The 17328-nt window shown below is 70.5% G+C and carries 16 protein-coding genes; 3 read left to right on the top strand and 13 right to left on the bottom strand.

Annotated elements, in window-relative coordinates:
• Nucleotides 1-128: 128 nt before the first annotated feature.
• The 4 genes from ABT114_RS44910 to ABT114_RS44895 all read right to left on the bottom strand — a co-directional run bounded on the left by ABT114_RS44910 (nucleotide 129) and on the right by ABT114_RS44895 (nucleotide 3920).
• Nucleotides 129-1220, bottom strand: a complete 1092-nt coding sequence (locus tag ABT114_RS44910; protein WP_351151541.1) for a branched-chain amino acid aminotransferase — start codon at nucleotides 1218-1220, stop codon at nucleotides 129-131.
• Nucleotides 1221-1471: 251 nt separating this feature from the next.
• Nucleotides 1472-2515: a 3-isopropylmalate dehydrogenase gene (locus tag ABT114_RS44905; RefSeq protein ID WP_351151538.1), complete on the bottom strand. Its 1044-nt coding sequence runs from the start codon at nucleotides 2513-2515 to the stop codon at nucleotides 1472-1474.
• 184 nt (nucleotides 2516-2699) lie between these two features.
• Nucleotides 2700-2831 (bottom strand): hypothetical protein, encoded by a 132-nt coding sequence (locus tag ABT114_RS44900; protein WP_327318063.1) that lies wholly within the window; start codon nucleotides 2829-2831, stop codon nucleotides 2700-2702.
• 180 nt (nucleotides 2832-3011) lie between these two features.
• Complete coding sequence (locus ABT114_RS44895; protein ID WP_351151534.1) at nucleotides 3012-3920, bottom strand: LysR family transcriptional regulator; 909 nt, start codon at nucleotides 3918-3920, stop codon at nucleotides 3012-3014.
• A gap of 103 nt (nucleotides 3921-4023) precedes the next feature.
• Between ABT114_RS44895 and ABT114_RS44890 the strand changes: the two genes are divergently transcribed.
• Nucleotides 4024-5019: an NADP-dependent oxidoreductase gene (locus ABT114_RS44890; RefSeq protein ID WP_351151531.1), complete on the top strand. Its 996-nt coding sequence runs from the start codon at nucleotides 4024-4026 to the stop codon at nucleotides 5017-5019.
• A 35-nt stretch (nucleotides 5020-5054) separates the two neighbouring features.
• On the opposite strand, the gene ABT114_RS44885 is transcribed toward ABT114_RS44890, so the two are convergent.
• From ABT114_RS44885 to ABT114_RS44870, 4 genes are all read right to left on the bottom strand, one after another.
• A complete protein-coding gene (locus ABT114_RS44885; RefSeq protein ID WP_351151529.1) occupies nucleotides 5055-5624 on the bottom strand; it encodes a GNAT family N-acetyltransferase in 570 nt (189 codons plus the stop codon).
• Nucleotides 5625-5648: 24 nt separating this feature from the next.
• Nucleotides 5649-6521: an alpha/beta fold hydrolase gene (locus ABT114_RS44880; RefSeq protein WP_351151526.1), complete on the bottom strand. Its 873-nt coding sequence runs from the start codon at nucleotides 6519-6521 to the stop codon at nucleotides 5649-5651.
• A gap of 112 nt (nucleotides 6522-6633) precedes the next feature.
• Nucleotides 6634-8265 carry an L-glutamate gamma-semialdehyde dehydrogenase gene (gene pruA / locus ABT114_RS44875; protein ID WP_351151523.1) on the bottom strand — a complete coding sequence of 544 codons (1632 nt, stop codon included), beginning with the start codon at nucleotides 8263-8265 and terminating at the stop codon, nucleotides 6634-6636.
• 50 nt (nucleotides 8266-8315) lie between these two features.
• Nucleotides 8316-9296: a proline dehydrogenase family protein gene (locus tag ABT114_RS44870; protein WP_351151520.1), complete on the bottom strand. Its 981-nt coding sequence runs from the start codon at nucleotides 9294-9296 to the stop codon at nucleotides 8316-8318.
• A 164-nt stretch (nucleotides 9297-9460) separates the two neighbouring features.
• Here ABT114_RS44870 and ABT114_RS44865 point away from each other — a divergent pair, with 164 nt between their 5' ends.
• Nucleotides 9461-10654: a PucR family transcriptional regulator gene (locus ABT114_RS44865; protein WP_351151518.1), complete on the top strand. Its 1194-nt coding sequence runs from the start codon at nucleotides 9461-9463 to the stop codon at nucleotides 10652-10654.
• A gap of 114 nt (nucleotides 10655-10768) precedes the next feature.
• On the opposite strand, the gene ABT114_RS44860 is transcribed toward ABT114_RS44865, so the two are convergent.
• Complete coding sequence (locus ABT114_RS44860; protein WP_351151515.1) at nucleotides 10769-11380, bottom strand: TetR/AcrR family transcriptional regulator; 612 nt, start codon at nucleotides 11378-11380, stop codon at nucleotides 10769-10771.
• 96 nt (nucleotides 11381-11476) lie between these two features.
• Here ABT114_RS44860 and ABT114_RS44855 point away from each other — a divergent pair, with 96 nt between their 5' ends.
• The gene (locus ABT114_RS44855) at nucleotides 11477-13021 is read left to right on the top strand and encodes an MFS transporter (protein ID WP_351151512.1); all 1545 of its coding nucleotides are present in this window, start codon (nucleotides 11477-11479) and stop codon (nucleotides 13019-13021) included.
• 61 nt (nucleotides 13022-13082) lie between these two features.
• Here ABT114_RS44855 and ABT114_RS44850 read toward each other — a convergent pair whose 3' ends face one another.
• From ABT114_RS44850 to ilvN, 4 genes are all read right to left on the bottom strand, one after another.
• Entirely contained in the window at nucleotides 13083-13670 is a 588-nt protein-coding gene (locus ABT114_RS44850; RefSeq protein ID WP_351151509.1) for a Uma2 family endonuclease, read from the bottom strand.
• Between the two features lie 142 nt (nucleotides 13671-13812).
• Nucleotides 13813-15402, bottom strand: a complete 1590-nt coding sequence (serA, locus tag ABT114_RS44845) for a phosphoglycerate dehydrogenase (protein ID WP_351151506.1) — start codon at nucleotides 15400-15402, stop codon at nucleotides 13813-13815.
• A gap of 270 nt (nucleotides 15403-15672) precedes the next feature.
• Entirely contained in the window at nucleotides 15673-16671 is a 999-nt protein-coding gene (ilvC, locus tag ABT114_RS44840) for a ketol-acid reductoisomerase (protein WP_351151505.1), read from the bottom strand.
• Nucleotides 16672-16789: 118 nt separating this feature from the next.
• Entirely contained in the window at nucleotides 16790-17314 is a 525-nt protein-coding gene (gene ilvN, locus ABT114_RS44835; RefSeq protein WP_351151503.1) for an acetolactate synthase small subunit, read from the bottom strand.
• Nucleotides 17315-17328 lie beyond the last annotated feature (14 nt).

Raw genomic sequence — 17328 nt, 5'->3', positions numbered from 1 at the left:
GCCACATTGAATGTCACTCAAATCACGTCGAAGGACACCGACCGGGTGTGGACGGCCGGGGCGGTACGCGACAGGGCCGCCGCGGACACGGAGTCCGGGGCGGCCCTGAACGTGATGAGCGGCGAGGCTCAGCCCAGCTCGTGCATCCAGCCGTGCTTGTCCTCGGCCGTGCCGCGCTGGATGTCCAGCAGGGCCTGGCGCAGCTTCAGAGTGACCTCGCCGGGCTCGCCACCCGACTGCTGCCACTCGGCACCCGTGCTCCGCTTGACCAGGCCGACCGGGGTGATGACGGCGGCCGTGCCGCAGGCAAAGACCTCGGTGAGGGTGCCGTTCTCGGAGTCGCACTGCCACTGGTCGACGGAGACGCGGCCCTCCTCGGCCTCGTAGCCGAGGTCACGGGCGACGGTCAGGAGGCTGTCGCGGGTGACGCCCTCCAGGATGGAGCCGGTGAGGGTCGGGGTGACGATCTTGTTCCCATAGACGAAGTACAGGTTCATGCCGCCGAGTTCCTCGATCCACTTGCGCTCGACCGCGTCGAGGTAGCAGACCTGGGCGCAGCCCTCGGCCGCGGCCTGGGCCTGGGCGAGCAGGGACGCGGCGTAGTTGCCGCCGGTCTTGGCGTCGCCCATGCCGCCCGGCACGGCGCGGACGGTGTCCTCGGAGACCCAGATGGAGACGGGCTTGACGCCGCCCGGGAAGTAGGCGCCGGCCGGGGAGGCGATGACCAGGAAGAGGTATTCGTTGGCGGGCTTCACGCCCAGGCCGACCTCGGTAGCGATCATGAAGGGGCGCAGGTAGAGGGACTCCTCGCCGCCGTGCGCGGGCACCCAGTCCTTGTCCTGCTGGACCAGGAGGTCGCACGCCTCGATGAAGGTCTCGACCGGCAGCTCGGGCATCGCGAGGCGGCGGGCGGAGCGCTGGAAGCGCTTGGCGTTCTGGTCCGGGCGGAAGGTGGCGACGGAGCCGTCGGGACGACGGTAGGCCTTCAGGCCCTCGAAGATCTCCTGGGCGTAGTGCAGGACGTTGGTGGCCGGGTCGAGCGGGATCGCCGCGTACGGAACGAGCTGGCCGTCGTGCCAGCCCCGGCCCTCGGTCCACTTGATCGTCACCATGTGGTCGGTGAAGTGGCGGCCGAACCCGGGGGCCGCCAGGATCGCGTCGCGCTCCCTGGCGGAGAGCGGGTTGGCGGAGGGCTTCAGCTCGATCGTGGGCGTCGTCATGAGTAGGTGTCCTTCACCGGTTGTAGTGACGGGCCGCGCTCACGCCCGCACGGCCAGTGGCCAGTGTTAGGACGTCCGAGCATTCCCTCATACCGCGGCTCCGCGTTCGATTATCGCGCGGGGCATGCGGCGGAAGAAAACGGGGTGAATGCGGCCCAGTGGTTGATGGTGGCACCCGGCGAGGCATACGAAAAGCCGCCGGGTGCGGATGCGACCCGGCGGCTTCGAAAGGGTTCGAGGTGCGCGGCGGGTCAGCCGGCTACTCGTACGGAGAGGGCGTCACCGATCTCGGTGGTGCTGCGGGCGGGCAGCGCGCCGCGCTCCGCGAGGTCGGCGGAGACCGCGTCCTCGATCCGGGTCGCCTCGGCCTCGTAGCCGAGGTGGCGCAGGAGGAGGGCGACGGACAGGACCGTGGCGGTGGGGTCGGCCTTGCCCTGGCCTGCGATGTCCGGGGCCGAGCCGTGGACCGGCTCGAACATGGACGGGAAGTCGCCGGACGGGTTGATGTTCCCGCTCGCGGCGACGCCGATACCGCCGGAGACCGCCGCGGCGAGGTCGGTGATGATGTCGCCGAAGAGGTTGTCGGTGACGATGACGTCGAACCGCTCGGGCTGCGTGACCAGGTAGATGGTCGCCGCGTCCACGTGCATGTACTCGGTGGTGACCTCGGGGAACTCCGCGGCCACCTTGTTGAAGACATTGGTCCACAGGTGACCCGCGAAGGTCAGCACGTTGTTCTTGTGGATCAGCGCGAGCTTCTTGCGCGGGCGGGCCTGGGCACGGGCGAAGGCGTCGCGGACCACGCGCTCCACACCGAAGGCCGTGTTCACGGAGACCTCGGTGGCGACCTCGTGCTCGGTGCCCTTGCGGATGGTGCCGCCGTTGCCGGTGTACGGGCCCTCGGTGCCCTCGCGGACCACGACGAAGTCGATCTGCGGCTGGCCGGCGAGCGGGGTGGCCACGCCCGGGAGCAGCTTGGACGGACGCAGGTTGACGTGGTGGTCGAAGGCGAAGCGGAGCTTGAGCAGGAAGCCGCGCTCCAGGACGCCGGACGGCACCGACGGGTCGCCGATCGCGCCGAGCAGGATGGCGTCGTGCTTCTTGAGGGCGTCGATGTCGGCGTCGGTGAGGGTCTCACCGGTGGCGTGGTAGCGCCTGGCGCCGAAGTCGTACTCCTCGGTCTCCAGCTTCACATCCTGCGGAAGGACTGCGGAGAGGACCTTGAGACCCTCGGCCACGACCTCCTGGCCGATGCCGTCACCGGGAATCACTGCGAGATTGATGCTGCGAGACATGTCCGGCACCCTACTCCTCGTCCCATGGAATGACACACGACGTCCGCCATACGGACAGCTTGTCGACCATTTCGAGGTGCGGCGCGGGGCGTAGGGCCCCGCACCGCACCCCGGCGGGTGCGGCTCCCGGTACTAGGGGTTCGGTGCAGGGGTCGATACAGGGCGTTCGGTACAGAGGTTCGGCTCAGTGGCCGGTCTCGCCGCCGTTGTCCCGGCGGTCGAGGGCACGCTGGAGAGCGGCTGCGGCGTTCTTGCGGTCGGACTCGCTCATGCGGGAGACGTGACGGACTCGGCGGCGGACGGTCGTCTCGGCCATGGGAAATCGACTCCTTCGAAACCGGGAGTGCGGAACGGGTTACGAGACGCCGGAAGGGGCGGGGAGCGGAGCCGCAGGGGTTGCCTGCACGGGGCCCGGCTCACGACCGCCATTCGCTTGATCGAGCGAGACGTTCGGCTCCTACAAAGCTAAGCGAGGAGCGCGCTCCTGTCTCTACAATTACTCGGACTTCCTACTATCTGAGACGGCGGCTGCGGGACGACGGGCCCGCAGCTCCCTGATCAGGGCGCGCACGGCTGCCGTGGCGGCGAGTTCGGGGGTGGTGACGTAGCCCACCTGGCGGGTGGGGCGCTCCGTTCCGAGGTCGGTGATCCCGACCGAGAGCGGCGCTCCGGTGAGGGAGAGCGCGGGCATGATGGCCATGCCGAGACCACTGCTCACCATCGAGAGCACCGCTCCGTCGTCCTCGGCGCGCACGGTCGCCGCGGGGATCCAGTCCTGCGCCGCCCACCACTGGCGCGTGTAGGAGGAGCAGTTCTCGGTCCAGTCGACCAGGGGCAGGGCGCGCGGGTCCGGGTGACCGGCCGGGTGCACCAGGGCGTACGGCTCCTCCAGCAGTACGTCGCCGATCAGTTCCGGCGGGATCGGTGAGCTGGTGCCGATGGTGGCGATCCCCAGGTCGGCCCGCCCCGCGGTCACCTCGCCCGCCGTACCGGGGCCCACCTCACGCACCACGGTGACTTCCGCCTCGATCCCTGGGTGCCGCGCGGCAAGCCGCTCCAGCACGGGCGGCAGCAGGTACAGGGCGGCACTGCGGAAGGCGGCGATCCGCAACGGGCCGGCGACCTCCCCGGCCGCCACGCCCCGCGTCTCGGCGACCAGCACCTCCAGCATCCGCAGGACCCGGCGGGCGTGGGCCACGGCCCGGGTGCCGGCGGCGGTGGGCCGGGCGCCGTACCGTCCCCGCTCGAACAGCACGACGCCCAGTTTGCGTTCGATGCCGCGCACCGCGTGCGAGACCGCGGACTGGGTGGTCCCGAGCCGGACGGCCGCCGCCGAGAAGCCTCCCTCGCCGGCCACCGCCACCAGGGTCCGCAACTCCCGCGGCGCAAGATCGACCGTGTCCACGCCCGGCTCCCACCTGCCACTATGAGGACGCTTCATGGATCGCCCCGTTCCATGAGCGCAACCCCCTGCCCACCCCGCGCATTCCTCCCTACGGTCCCGTCCCATGACCGACACCGCGCTCACCGTGCACCAGACCGCCCGCCCGGCCGGCTTCCCCACCCCCGCCCACTTCCGCTTCGCCGAGTCCCCCGTCCCCGAACCGGCCGCCGGCACAGCCCTGGTCGAGAACCTCTACTGGTCCGTCGACCCGTACCACCGCGAAATGATGGACGGTGACTTCGAGTTGGACGCCCCGCTGGAGGGCCGCACGCTCGGCCGGATCATCGCCTCGCGCGACCCGGCCCTCCCGGAGGGCGAGATCGTCTTCCACCGCCGGGGCTGGCGCACCCACGCGGTCGTCCGCCCCGAGGAGGTCAGGCGCCTCCCCCACCACGACGGGGTGCCGCTGTCCGCGTACCTGAGCGTGCTCGGCGGTACGGGCCTGACGGCGTACGTCGGCCTCACCCGGATCGCCCGGCTGCGCGAGGGCGACGACCTGTTCGTCTCCGCCGCGGCCGGCGGCGTCGGCACCGCGACCGGCCGGTTCGCCCGGCTGCTGGGCGCCGGCCGGTTGGTCGGCAGCGCGGGCACGGCGGCCAAGGTCCGTCACCTGACCGAACAGGTCGGCTACGACGCGGCCTTCGACTACCACGAGGGCCGGGTCTCCGACCTCCTCGCCGAGGCCGCCCCCGGCGGCATCGACGTGTTCGTCGACAACGTGGGCGGCGACCATCTCGGCGCGGCGGTCGGCGCGCTACGGGAGCGCGGGCGGGTGGTGCGGATCGGCACGGTCGGGCAGTACAACACGCCGGACGCACCGCCGGTGCTCTTCAACCACGCCGACGTGGTGGAGAAGAGTCTGCGCATCGAGGGTTTCCTCGTGCGCGACTACGTCGACGTACAGGAGGAGTTGTACGAGTTCGCCGTACCGCATCTGCTGAGCGGGGCCCTGGCGCTCGACGAGACGGTGGTGGAGGGCTTCGAGCGGATCGTGGAGGCGTTCCTGTTGATGCTGCGGGGCGGCAACACGGGCAAGATCCTGGTGCGGGCCGCTACCTGACGGCCGTCACCCGACGGCCATCACCCGGTGATCCGTCACAGCACGTCGCCGTCCCGCCAGTCGAAGACCAGCTCGTGGGCGGGGTCGAGCGACCCGGCGAGCGCGGGACGCACGAAGGTGCTGCCCTCATCCTCCGGCAGGCGCACCACGCCGTCCGGGCCGTGGGCGGCGATCCGGCCCGCCCACACCTGCCAGCCGCGCGCCGCGTACAGGCGCGCCCCGGCGTCGCTCGCCGAGACCGCGCCGACGTCGTAGGCCCGGTCGACCACCCGTTCCAGGGCGCCCATGACCCGGCCGCCCAGGCCGGTCCGGCGCGCGTCGGCCCGTACGGCGACGGCCTCGACGTACCCCACCCGCAGCCAGCGCCCCCGGTGCCGCACCCGCCGCATGATCACCGCCCCGTGGGCCGCGAGCCCGGCCCCGTCGTACACCAGGGCGTGCACACCGCCGAGGCAGTGGTCGTAGTCCTCGTCGCTGAAGTCCCCGTCGAAGGCGACGTCCAGGAGATCACGGACAGCACGGAGTCCGGCGGGGGCGAGGTCGGCGGTGTGGGCGATGCGTAGACGCGGGGCGCGGAGAGGGGGAATGCGGGGGCGCGGGGTCACCGCAGCAGTATCACGCTCAGCCGCTCAGAACGCCCTCGCGACCGCTTCTCGGAAGCCTTTCGGGTCATTGGTCCAGACCATATGCCCGGCCTCCGGAAGGGTCACCCTGCGTACGTTCGGCAGGGCCCGTTCCAGGGAGTCCACGGCGGTGCGGGGCCGGATGTCCCGGGCTCCGTCGACGATCGTCACGGGCACGTCCAGGGAGCGACAGGCGGCGTACAGCTCCGGGGTGCCCCACACACGCTTCCGCTCGGCGTTGAGGGCCTTGTTGCACTCGTCGTTGATCGCGAACCACGGGTCGGCCATCCGTCCGGCGTACTCCAGCGCCCGCTCGCGGTCCTCGAACTCGACCGACCACTGGAGTACGGCCCGTTCCCGGTCCTCCGCCTCGGTCCGCCGCGGACGGTTCGTCAACTCCTGCCAGCGGGCAAGCCGCTCGGGGTGGTCGCCGAGCCGGGCGCGGAAATTCTCCACGAAAGCTTCGTGCCAGTCGGCGTCCGGCCCGATGCCCGTCCCGGCCACGTAGACCAGCGCGCTCACCCGCTCCGGATGCGCGAGCGCGTAACTCAGCGCCAGCTGCGCGCCCCAGGAGTGGCCGAGCAGCGCCATGCGGTCGAGCGCGAAGTGCCGTCGTACCGCGTCCAGGTCGGCCACGAACCGCTCGCTCGTCCACGGCCCCGCGCACCGCTGCGACCGCCCGCATCCGCGCTGGTCCCAGCGGACCACCGTGGCCAGGTCGGCGAGCAGTCCGGCCGCGTCACCGAACATGTCCCACAGACCGGGGCCGCCGTGGCACAGCACCAGCGGCTCGCCCGCGCCCGACCGCGACGCCCACAGGACCACCCCGTCGTCGGCCGTCACGGCAACCGTCTCCGTCTCGCTCTCCGTCCAGGTCATGGGAAGGAGTCTGCCCGCACATCCGCCCGTACGCCCGTACGCCCGTCCGTGCGGACACGCGAACGGGCCGGGTCGACGAAGACCCGGCCCGGCCCGTTCCACGGGGGGGGTGTCAGCCCATGTGCGGGTACGTGTAGTCGGTCGGCGGGACCAGCGTCTCCTTGATGGCGCGGGTCAGCGTCCAGCGCATCAGGTTCTGCGGGGCGCCGGCCTTGTCGTTGGTGCCGGAGGCACGGCCGCCGCCGAAGGGCTGCTGGCCGACGACGGCGCCGGTCGACTTGTCGTTGATGTAGAAGTTGCCGGCCGCGTAGCGCAGCTTCTCCATCGTGTACGCGGCCGCCGCGCGGTCGCCCGCGATGACCGAGCCGGTCAGCGCGTAGTCGGAGGCGGACTCCATCTGGGTCAGCATCTCGTCGTACTTGTCGTCCTCGTAGACGTGCACGGCGAGGACAGGGCCGAAGTACTCGGTCGTGAAGACCTCGTTCTCCGGGTCGGTGCACTCGATGACGGTCGGGCGGACGAAGTAGCCCACCGAGTTGTCGTACGAGCCGCCCGCGACGATCGTGCAGGCCGGGTCGTCCTGCGCCCGGTCGATCGCCGCCTTGTTCTTGGCGAAGGCACGCTCGTCGATGACCGCGCCGATGAAGTTCGAGAAGTCGGTGACGTCACCCATCGTGAGGTAGTCGACCTCGGCGGCGAACTCCTCCTTGAACCCGGAGTTCCAGATCGACGCCGGGATGTACGCCCGGGAGGTCGCGCTGCACTTCTGGCCCTGGTACTCGAAGGCACCGCGGGTCAGCGCCGTCTTCAGGACCGCGCGGTCGGCGCTCGGGTGGGCGACGAGGAAGTCCTTGCCGCCGGTCTCGCCGACCAGGCGCGGGTAGGAGCGGTACTTCTCGATGTTGGTGCCGACCGTCTTCCACAGGTACTGGAAGGTCTTGGTCGAGCCGGTGAAGTGGATGCCGGCGAGGTCGCGGTGGACCAGGGCGACCTTGGAGACCTCGATGCCGTCGCCGGTGACGAGGTTGATGACGCCCTTGGGCAGACCGGCCTCCTCCAGCAGCTGCATCAGCAGCACGGCGGCGTGGGTCTGGGTCGGGGACGGCTTCCACACGACGACGTTGCCCATGAGCGCGGGGGCGGTGGGCAGGTTGCCCGCGATCGCCGTGAAGTTGAACGGCGTGATCGCGTAGACGAAGCCCTCGAGCGGGCGGTGGTCGAGGCGGTTCCAGACGCCCGGGGAGTTCGCCGGGGGCTGCTCGGCGAGCAGGTCACGGGCGTACTTGACGTTGAAGCGCCAGAAGTCGACGAGCTCGCAGGGGGTGTCGATCTCAGCCTGCTGGGCGGTCTTGGACTGGCCGAGCATGGTGGAGGCGGCGAGGGTCTCGCGCCAGGGGCCGGCCAGCAGCTCGGCGGCGCGCAGGATGATCGCCGCACGGTCGTCGAAGGACATCGCGCGCCAGGCGGGCGCCGCGGCGAGGGCCGCGTCGATCGCGTCCTGCGCGTCCTGCTGAGTGGCGTTGCGGTACGTACCGATGACGGCCTTGTGGTTGTGCGGCTGCACGACCTGGAAAGCCTCGCCGCCGCCCATCCGCTTCTCGCCGCCGATGGTCATCGGCAGGTCGGCGGGGTTCTCGGCAAGCTCCTTGAGCTTGACCTCGAGGCGGGCGCGTTCGGGCGAGCCGGGGGCGTAGCCGTGCACCGGCTCGTTGACGGGGGTGGGGACCTGGGTCACAGCGTCCATGAGTTCCGTAACTCCTTAGTGAGCGGTGTTGTCGAGCGGTGTGGGCGGGCTCAGCCCTTGCTGACCATCGATCGGACGAAGAAGCGCAGGTTCGCCGGCTTCTCCGCGAGACGGCGCATGAAGTAGCCGTACCAGTCAGTGCCGTAGGCGGTGTAGACGCGCATGCGGTGGCCTTCGGCGGCCAGGCGCAGGTGCTCGTCGCTCCTGATCCCGTACAGCATCTGGAACTCGTACTCGTCGAGCTTGCGCCCGGCCAGCCGGGCGAGCTCCTGGGCGATGCTGATCAGCCGCGGGTCGTGGGACCCGATCATCGGGTACCCGTCGCCCTCCATCAGGGTCCTCAGGATCCGGACGTACGCCTTGTCGATCTCGTGCTTCTGCTGGTACGCGACCTCGGCGGGCTCCTTGTAGGCGCCCTTGACGAGGCGTACGCGGCTGCCGGCCTCGGCGAGGCGGCGGGCGTCGGCCTCGGTGCGGAAGAGGTAGGCCTGGATGACGCAGCCGGTCTGCGGGAAGTCCTTCCGCAGCTCCTCGTGGATGGCGAACATCGAGTCGAGGGTGGTGTGGTCCTCGGCGTCGAGCGTGACCGTCGTACCGATGGCGGCGGCGGCCTCGACGACGGGGCGGACGTTGGCGAGCGCGAGCTCGTGGCCGCCCTGGAATGCAGAGGCGGGCCCGGAGGGCCCTCGGTTGAGGGTGGTGGTGGGAGACGGGAGGGCCTGGCCGAACATCGACAGCTTGACCGACATCTCGACCTTCTCGCCGAGTCCGAGCTCCTGGAGCCGGCCGACCAGCTCCAGGTAGGCGTCCCGCGCGGCGGCGGCCTGCTCCGGGGTGGTGATGTCCTCGCCGACGACGTCCATGGTCAGCTCGAGACCCTTGGCGGTCAGGTCCTCGATGATCGGGACGATGTCCTCGACGGCCTCGCCGGGGATGAAGCGGTCGACGACCTGCTTCGTCACCGGGGCCGCCGAGATCAGGCGTCGCATCCGGTCGCTGCGCGACGCGGCGAGAATCACGGGACCCAGCACGGGGCACCTCCACAGAAAAGCACCAGAACGGCCGCTGCCCGACGATTCGGGAACGGCACGGAGAACCACCGTGAAACCTAAGGATCCCTCCGATCCTCGGCCATCGACAGCTGTCACGCATCCGTGCCCGGGATCTCAGACAGATGTATGAAGGGCTCTCGGAAATGCGGGAGAATGCCCGGGTGACGTCCGAATACAAGGGTGATTACCAGGAGCTGGTGGACGAGATCTCGGAGCTGCTGGACGCCCCGGCGACCCTGGAGAACCGCAACTTCGAGCTGATCGCCTTCGGGGCCTACGACAGCGAGGGCGACCTCGATCCCTCGGCACTGGACCCGGTGCGCACCCGTTCGATCCTGACCCGGCGTTCCACGGCAGCGGTCCGGACCTGGTTCGAGGGCTTCGGCATCACCCGGGCGACCAGCCCGGTCCGCATCCCGCCCACTCCCGAAGCGGGGGTCTACCGGGGGCGCATCTGCCTTCCCGTACGCCATCGGGGTGTCGTTCTCGGTTACGTCTGGCTCCTGGACGACGATCCGGGCCCGAGCGAGCGGCAGCTGGCGTCGGCGATGGCGGTCACCGGACGGATCGGCGCGCTGCTGGCGGACGAGGCCGCGGCCGGCGCGGACCTCACCCGGGAGCTGCGGGCGGTGCTGACGGCCGAGGGGGGCTGGCAGCACGACATGGCGGTGGCCGAGCTGCGCACCGCCCTCGGCAACCGCGCCGACGGTCCCCACACGGTGGTGTGCGTGACCCCCTGGCCCTCGGCCGACCCCGACGACGCACCCTCCGTGCGTACGCTGCCGGGCGCGACGGCGCTGTGCACGGTGCCGTGGGGATCAACGGCCCAGTCGCTGGCGCTGCTGGTACGGCTGCGGTCGACGGAGACGGTGACGCCGGCGGTGTCGGCGGCGGGGCGGTTGCTGGAGCGGGCGGGTGGCAGGCCGGTTTCCGCCGCCGGGATCGCCGCCCCGCGACTGGGACTCGCCGAGCTGAGGACGGCCTGGCAGGAGGCGACCGGGGCTGCGCTGGCGGCGCTGGCGGAGCCGCGGTTCGGCCCGGTCGCCGAGTGGGCGCGGATCGGCCCGTACCGGCTGCTGACCTCACTCCCGCGGCAGGCGGCCCACGACCCTGCCGTGGCCCCGCTGCTCACTGCGGCCCACCAGGAACTGGCCCGCACCGCCGAGGCCTATCTCGACTGCGCCGGCCAGGCGGGCCGCACGGCCGCCCTGCTGGGCATCCACCGCCAGACCCTCTACTACCGGCTGTCGCGCGTGGAACAGCTGACGGGCCTGGACCTGGACGACGGGGAGGACCGGCTGCTGCTCCACATGGCGCTCAAGAGGGCGCGGCTGTGAGGAGGTTCGCCGTGGACATCGCCTGGCGCCGAGGCGAGGAGTGGGACTTCCCGCTGCCGGGAGCCTGGCCGGGGCGGCCGCACGTGCGGAACGGGGAAGCTCCACCGCCCGGGTTCAGCCGGCCGCCTCCGCCCCCGCGATGACCCGGCGCAGCCCCTCGGTGAGCTGGTCGGCGTCGGTGGCGGTGCCGGGGTCGAAGAGCCACTGGACCATGAGGCCCTGGAGGAGGGTCTGGTAGAGGCGGCCCTCGGTGTCCACGGTCTCGGGGTCGACCTCGGCCTCGGGGATGTCGGTGAAGAGGGGGATGATCCCGGACCGGCCCTCCTCCTGCGCCTCGGACAGCAGGGCGCGCACCTCGGACATCCGGTCCCCCTGGAGGACCAGTTCGAAGCTGAGCAGCCAGAGCGCGCGGGCCTCGGGAACGGTCCGGATGATGGCCGTCCAGACCTCGCGGAACCGCTCCAGCGACCCGGCCGGCGTGCGGCCCTGGCCTTCGGCGCCACCCTCCCCCGGCGGCGGACCGAAGGCGGCCCAGGTGTCCCCCATCTCCTCGATCAGGGAGACGTACGCCTGCACCAGCAGGGCGTCCTTGGAGCCGTAGTGGTAGCCGATGGAGCCGAGGTTGGTCGCTGACTCCTTGACGATGTCGCGCGCGGTGGTGCGCAGGAAGCCCTTCTCCAGCAGGCAGCGCTTGGCGCCTTCGAGCAGATCCTCACGGTGTCCCATGCCCGGGAGCCTACCCGGCCTCAGACAAGCGTCCTAGACAAACGATTTACACAATCGTCCTAGACAGGCGTGTAAGACGACCGTACATTGCGGTGCATGACGCAATCGACGCAACGCTCGTCCTCCCCCGCCGTCCGTGCGGGCCGCCGTGAATGGACCGCGCTCGTGGTGCTGATGCTCCCGCTGCTGCTGGTCTCGATGGATGTGTCCGTCCTCTACTTCGCCGCCCCCGCGATCAGCGCGGACCTCCACCCGACCGGCGTCCAGCAGCTGTGGATCTTCGACGTCTACGGCTTCGTACTGGCCGGACTGCTGATGACGATGGGCGCGCTCGGCGACCGCTTCGGGCGTCGCAGGCTGCTGCTGGCAGGCGCCGCCGCCTTCAGCGCCGCCTCGCTGGTGGCCGCGTATGCCGACAGCGCCCCCACCCTGATCGCGGCCCGCGCCGTCCTCGGCATCGGCGGCGCCACCCTGATGCCGTCCACGATGGCCCTGCTCCGCACGATGTTCACCGACCCGGGACAACGGGCGAAGGCGATCGGCCTGTGGTCCGGGGTGATGACCGGCGGGATCGCCCTCGGCTCGGTGCTGAGCGGCGTGCTGATCCACTTCTTCTGGTGGGGCTCGGTCTTCCTGGTCAACCTGCCCGCGATGGCCCTGCTGCTGGTGCTCGGGCCGGCGCTGCTGCCCGAGTCCCGGGACCCGCGTCCGGGCGGCTTCGACTGGCCGAGCGTGCCGCTGTCCCTGGCGGCCGTCCTGCCCGTGGTCTACGGCCTGAAGGAGATCCCCTCGGAGGGCTGGCACGCCCGGTACGTCGTCCCGGTCGCCGTCGGTCTGGTCTTCGTGGCCTTCTTCGTCCGGCGCCAGCGCACCGCCGCCGCTCCGATGATCTCCCCCGCGCTGCTGCGCGGCCGGGGCTTCACGCCCGCCGTCGTCCTCAACCTGGTCGCCTCGTTCGGCGTGATGGGGTCGGCGATCTTCACCACCCAGTACCTCCAGGCCGTCCTCGGTAAGAGCGCCCTGGAAGCGGCCCTGTGGGCGCTGCTGCCCTCGGTGCCGATCGGCGCCGCCGCGCCGCTCGCGACGACGCTGGTGCGGCGGGGCGTGCACCGGGCGTACCTGGTGACGGCGGGGTTCGCGGTCGCCGCCGCCGGATACGGGCTGCTGACGTTGGCCGGCACCGACGCGCTGTGGACGGTGCTGACCGCCGCCGCCGTGCTCGCCTGCGGACTGGTCGTGGTGGTCTCCCAGATGACCGACCTGGCGCTCGGGGCGGCGCCGGTGGAACGAGCGGGCGCCGCGTCCTCCCTGCTGGAGACGGGCGCGGAACTCGGCGGCGCCCTGGGGATGGCGATCCTCGGCGCCGTCGGCGCGGCGGTCTACCGGCGGGGCGTCCCTGCCGGTACGCCGGACGAGGCCAAGGAGACCCTGGGCGCGGCGCTGGCCGTGGCCGGCCGACTGCCGGGGCGCGCGGGAGACGCCCTGGCGGAGGCGGCCCGGTCCGCGTTCACCGACGGGATGCACGCGGCGGGGATCGCGGGGGCGGTCGTCCTGGCGGGGGCGGCGGTGGCCTCGGCGCTGACCCTGCGGCGGATCCACGTCCGGGAGGAGGAGGCCTCGGCGCCGGACCTCGCCGCGTGAGACGTGAGAGACGGGAACGCCGGGCGGCCCCTGAAGGCAGGGCCGCCCGGCGCGCCGCGTGTCAGTAGCGGTCTACGGCGGTGAGATCGATGTCGATCGGGAAGGGCACCTTCAGCTCCAGGCGCTCGTGGTGGATGCCCGTGGGTACGTACACGTGGTTGGCGTTGTCCAGTTCGTAGACGTACACCGTGGGGCGGCGCTTCTCGGCGCGCTCGACCCGCCAGAAGTGGGGGATGCCCGCGCGCGCGTAAAGCTGCGGCTTGCGGTCCCGGTCCCGGTCCTCGGACTCGGGCGAGACGACCTCGACCACGAGGAGGGCGTCGGCCGCCGTATATCCGGTCTCCTGCCCGTCGTGCGGGTCGGAGGCCTCGGCGCGAATGACCGTGAGGTCGGGCTCGGGGCGGTTGCGCGGTCCGAGGGTCACCGTCATCTCGCGGCGGACCAGCAGTCCCTCAGGGGTCTGCGTGTACAAGGCGTGTTCCAGAACGAACAGCACCGCTGCGTGAAAGCTGCTCTGCGGCGTCACGAAGACCAGGCTCCCGTCGATCAGTTCCGTGTGCGGCGGGAGTTCCGGGATACGGTCGAGGTCGTCCGCGGTGAATCCGCCCGGCGGCGGAAAGGCCCAGGTCGGCAGCGATTCGGCAGTCATGGTTCCTCCCATGGGCGCAGTCAACCCGGATGACCCACTGTAACGGGGCGGTCTCGTCCATCTTGCCCCGAAAGAATGAACAAGGCGCCGGGCGCCCGACGTGAGTCGGGGGCCCGGCGCCTTTCCGCGGCTGCGGGGTGGATCAGACCAGGTTCACCGATCGGGCCGACGTCGCACCGATCTCCGCCGCGACCTCACCCAGCACCCCGGAGGACACCGTGTCGTCCACGGTCAGCACCGCCAGTGCCTCGCCACCGGCCACCGCACGGGAGACCTGCATGCCGGCGATGTTGATCCCGGCCTCGCCGAGGATGCGGCCGACCGTGCCGACGACGCCCGGACGGTCCTCGTAGCGCAGCACCACCATGTGGTCGGCGAGCGCGAGATCGACGTCGTACTCGCCGACCGCGACGATCTTCTGAAGGTGCTTCGGGCCGGCCAGCGTGCCGGAGACCGAGACCTCCTCGCCGTTGCCGAGCGTGCCACGCACGGTGACGACGTTGCGGTGGTCGGGCGACTCGGAGCTGGTGGTCAGGCGCACCTCGACGCCACGCTCCTGAGCGAACAGCGGGGCGTTCACATAGGAGACCGTCTCGGCGACGACGTCCTCGAAGACGCCCTTGAGCGCCGACAGCTCCAGCACCTTCACGTCGTGCTGGGTGATCTCGCCGTACACCTCGACGTCCAGGCGGACCGCGACCTCACCGGCGAGCGCGGTGAAGATGCGGCCGAGGCGCTCGGCGAGCGGCAGACCCGGCTTGACGTCCTCGGCGATGACTCCGCCCTGCACGTTCACCGCATCCGGCACGAGCTCTCCGGCGAGGGCGAGGCGCACGGACCGGGCGACCGCGATGCCCGCCTTCTCCTGCGCCTCGTCGGTCGACGCGCCGAGGTGCGGGGTGGCCACGACCTGGTCGAACTCGAACAGCGGGGAGTCCGTGCAGGGCTCCTTCGCGTACACGTCGAGACCGGCACCGGCGACCCGGCCCTCCTTGAGGGCGGAGTACAGCGCCTCCTCGTCGACGATGCCACCGCGCGCGGCGTTGACGATGCGCACGCTCGGCTTGACCTTGCGCAGCGCCTCGTCGCCGATCAGACCGACCGTCTCGGGGGTCTTGGGCAGGTGGACGGTGATGAAGTCGGAGACCTCGAGCAGCTCGTCCAACGGCAGGACCTTGACGCCCATCTGCGCGGCCCGCGCGGGCTGCACGTAGGGGTCGTAGGCGACGACCTTCATGCCGAAGCCGGACATGCGCTGAGCGACAAGCGCACCGATCCGCCCCAGACCCACGACACCCAGGGTCTTCTCGGCGAGCTCGACGCCCGTGTACTTGCTGCGCTTCCACTCGCCGTTCTTCAGCGCGGCGTTGGCCTGCGGGATGTGGCGGGCGGTGGCGACGATGAGACCGCAGGCCAGCTCGGCGGCGGTCACGATGTTCGAGGTGGGGGCGTTGACGACCATCACGCCGGCCTTGGTGGCGGCGGAGACGTCGACGTTGTCCAGGCCGACGCCGGCTCGTGCGACGACCTTCAGCTTCTTCGCAGCGGCGATCGCCTCGGCGTCGACCTTGGTGGCCGAGCGGATCAGGATCGCGTCGACGTCGGCGATGGCCGGGAGCAGTTCGGCTCGGTCCGCTCCGTTGCAGTGCCGGATCTCGAAGTCCGGGCCAAGCGCCTCCACGGTCGCGGGCGACAGCTCTTCAGCGATGAGTACGACAGGTTTCGAGCTCACGTGAGTCCTCACAAGTCCAATGCGTGCGGACGGCCGTCCCGACGGCCGCAGGCGGAGGAGGGTACTGGCCGCGTGGAAGACGCACGACGCTGTGGGCCTGACGCGTATGTAATGCAGAAGTCTAGTGGCGCGGCGGAGATCCTCTTGCGCCTCTGCGGAAGGATCACCCATCCGTGGCTGGACGGGTTGGACAACACCCTATTACCTGGTGTTACCCGTGGTTTGCCGGAGGGGCCGGAGCGTCCTGCCCCGGCCCCTCGGCCGGGAGGCTTACGCCTCCTCGTCGACCCAGCTCATCAGCTTGCGCAGCTTCTTGCCGGTGGTCTCCAGCAGGTGCTCGGAGTCCTGCTGCTTGTACTCGTTGTACTTCTTCAGACCGCCGTGGTACTCGTCCATCCAGTTCTTGGCGAACGTGCCGTCCTGGATCTCGGCGAGGACCTTCTTCATCTCCGCCTTGGTGGCGTCGGTGATGATGCGCGGGCCGGTGACGTAGTCGCCCCACTCGGCGGTCTCGGAGATGGACCAGCGCATCTTCTCCAGGCCACCCTCGTACATGAGGTCCACGATCAGCTTCAGCTCGTGCAGGCACTCGAAGTAGGCGATCTCCGGCTGGTAGCCGGCCTCGGTCAGGGTCTCGAAGCCCGCCTTGACCAGGGCCGCGGTGCCACCGCACAGGACGGCCTGCTCACCGAACAGGTCGGTCTCGGTCTCCTCGGTGAAGGTCGTCTTGATGACGCCGGCGCGGGTGCCGCCGATGCCCTTGGCGTAGGACAGGGCCAGCGCGAAGGCGTTACCGGTGGCGTCCTGCTCGACGGCGGCGATGCAGGGAACGCCGCGGCCCTCCTCGTACTGGCGGCGGACCAGGTGGCCCGGGCCCTTCGGGGCGACCATGCAGACGTCGACGCCGGCCGGGGGCTTGATGAAGCCGTAGCGGATGTTCAGGCCGTGGCCGAAGAACAGCGCGTCGCCGTCCTTCAGGTTCGCGGCGATGGACTCCTCGTAGACCTGGGCCTGGATCGGGTCCGGGACCAGGATCATGATGACGTCGGCCTCGGCGGCGGCCTCGGCCGGGGTCACCACGCGCAGGCCCTGCTCCTCGGCCTTCGCCTTGGACTTGGAGCCCTCGTGCAGACCCACCCGGACGTCGACACCCGAGTCACGCAGCGACAGGGCGTGCGCGTGGCCCTGGCTGCCGTATCCGATGACCGCGACCTTGCGGCCCTGGATGATGGACAGGTCGGCGTCAGCGTCGTAGAACAGCTCGGCCACTTTGGGTTCTCTCCTTGGTGTGCAGGTGTGCTTCCCACCGTATGACGGTGGGGGGAAAGGAAGTTTTGCGGTCTCGGTATACGGGCGGCCGACGACCATCGGCCGCCCATACCCAGACTTACGCAGATCGGTCCAGCGCGCGCAGCGACCGGTCCGTGATCGAACGGGCGCCGCGGCCGATGGCGATCGTGCCGGACTGGACAAGCTCCTTGATGCCGTACGGCTCCAGCATCTTGAGCATGGCCGACAGCTTGTCGTTGCTACCGGTGGCCTCGATGGTGACGGCGTCCGGGGAGACGTCGACGGTCTTGGCTCGGAACAGCTGGACGATCTCGACGATCTGGGAGCGCGTCTCGTTGTCGGCGCGCACCTTCACCAGAACGAGTTCGCGCTGAACGGCCGAACCCGGCTCCAGCTCGACGATCTTCAGCACGTTGACGAGCTTGTTGAGCTGCTTCGTGACCTGTTCGAGCGGCAGGTCCTCGACCTGCACCACGATGGTGATACGGGAGATGTCGGGGTGCTCGGTGACGCCGACCGCGAGCGAGTCGATGTTGAAGCCGCGGCGGGAGAACAGCGCGGTGATCCGGGCCAGGACACCGGGCTTGTTCTCGACCAGGACGGAGAGCGTGTGCTTGGACATGTCGATGGTCTCTC

Origin of the sequence: Streptomyces sp. NPDC002088, assembly GCF_040296605.1 — a bacterium.
Taxonomy (GTDB): Bacteria; Actinomycetota; Actinomycetes; order Streptomycetales; family Streptomycetaceae; genus Streptomyces.
The sequence above is the reverse complement of the archived record's forward strand: the minus strand, read 5'-3'. Positions and strand labels throughout refer to the sequence as shown.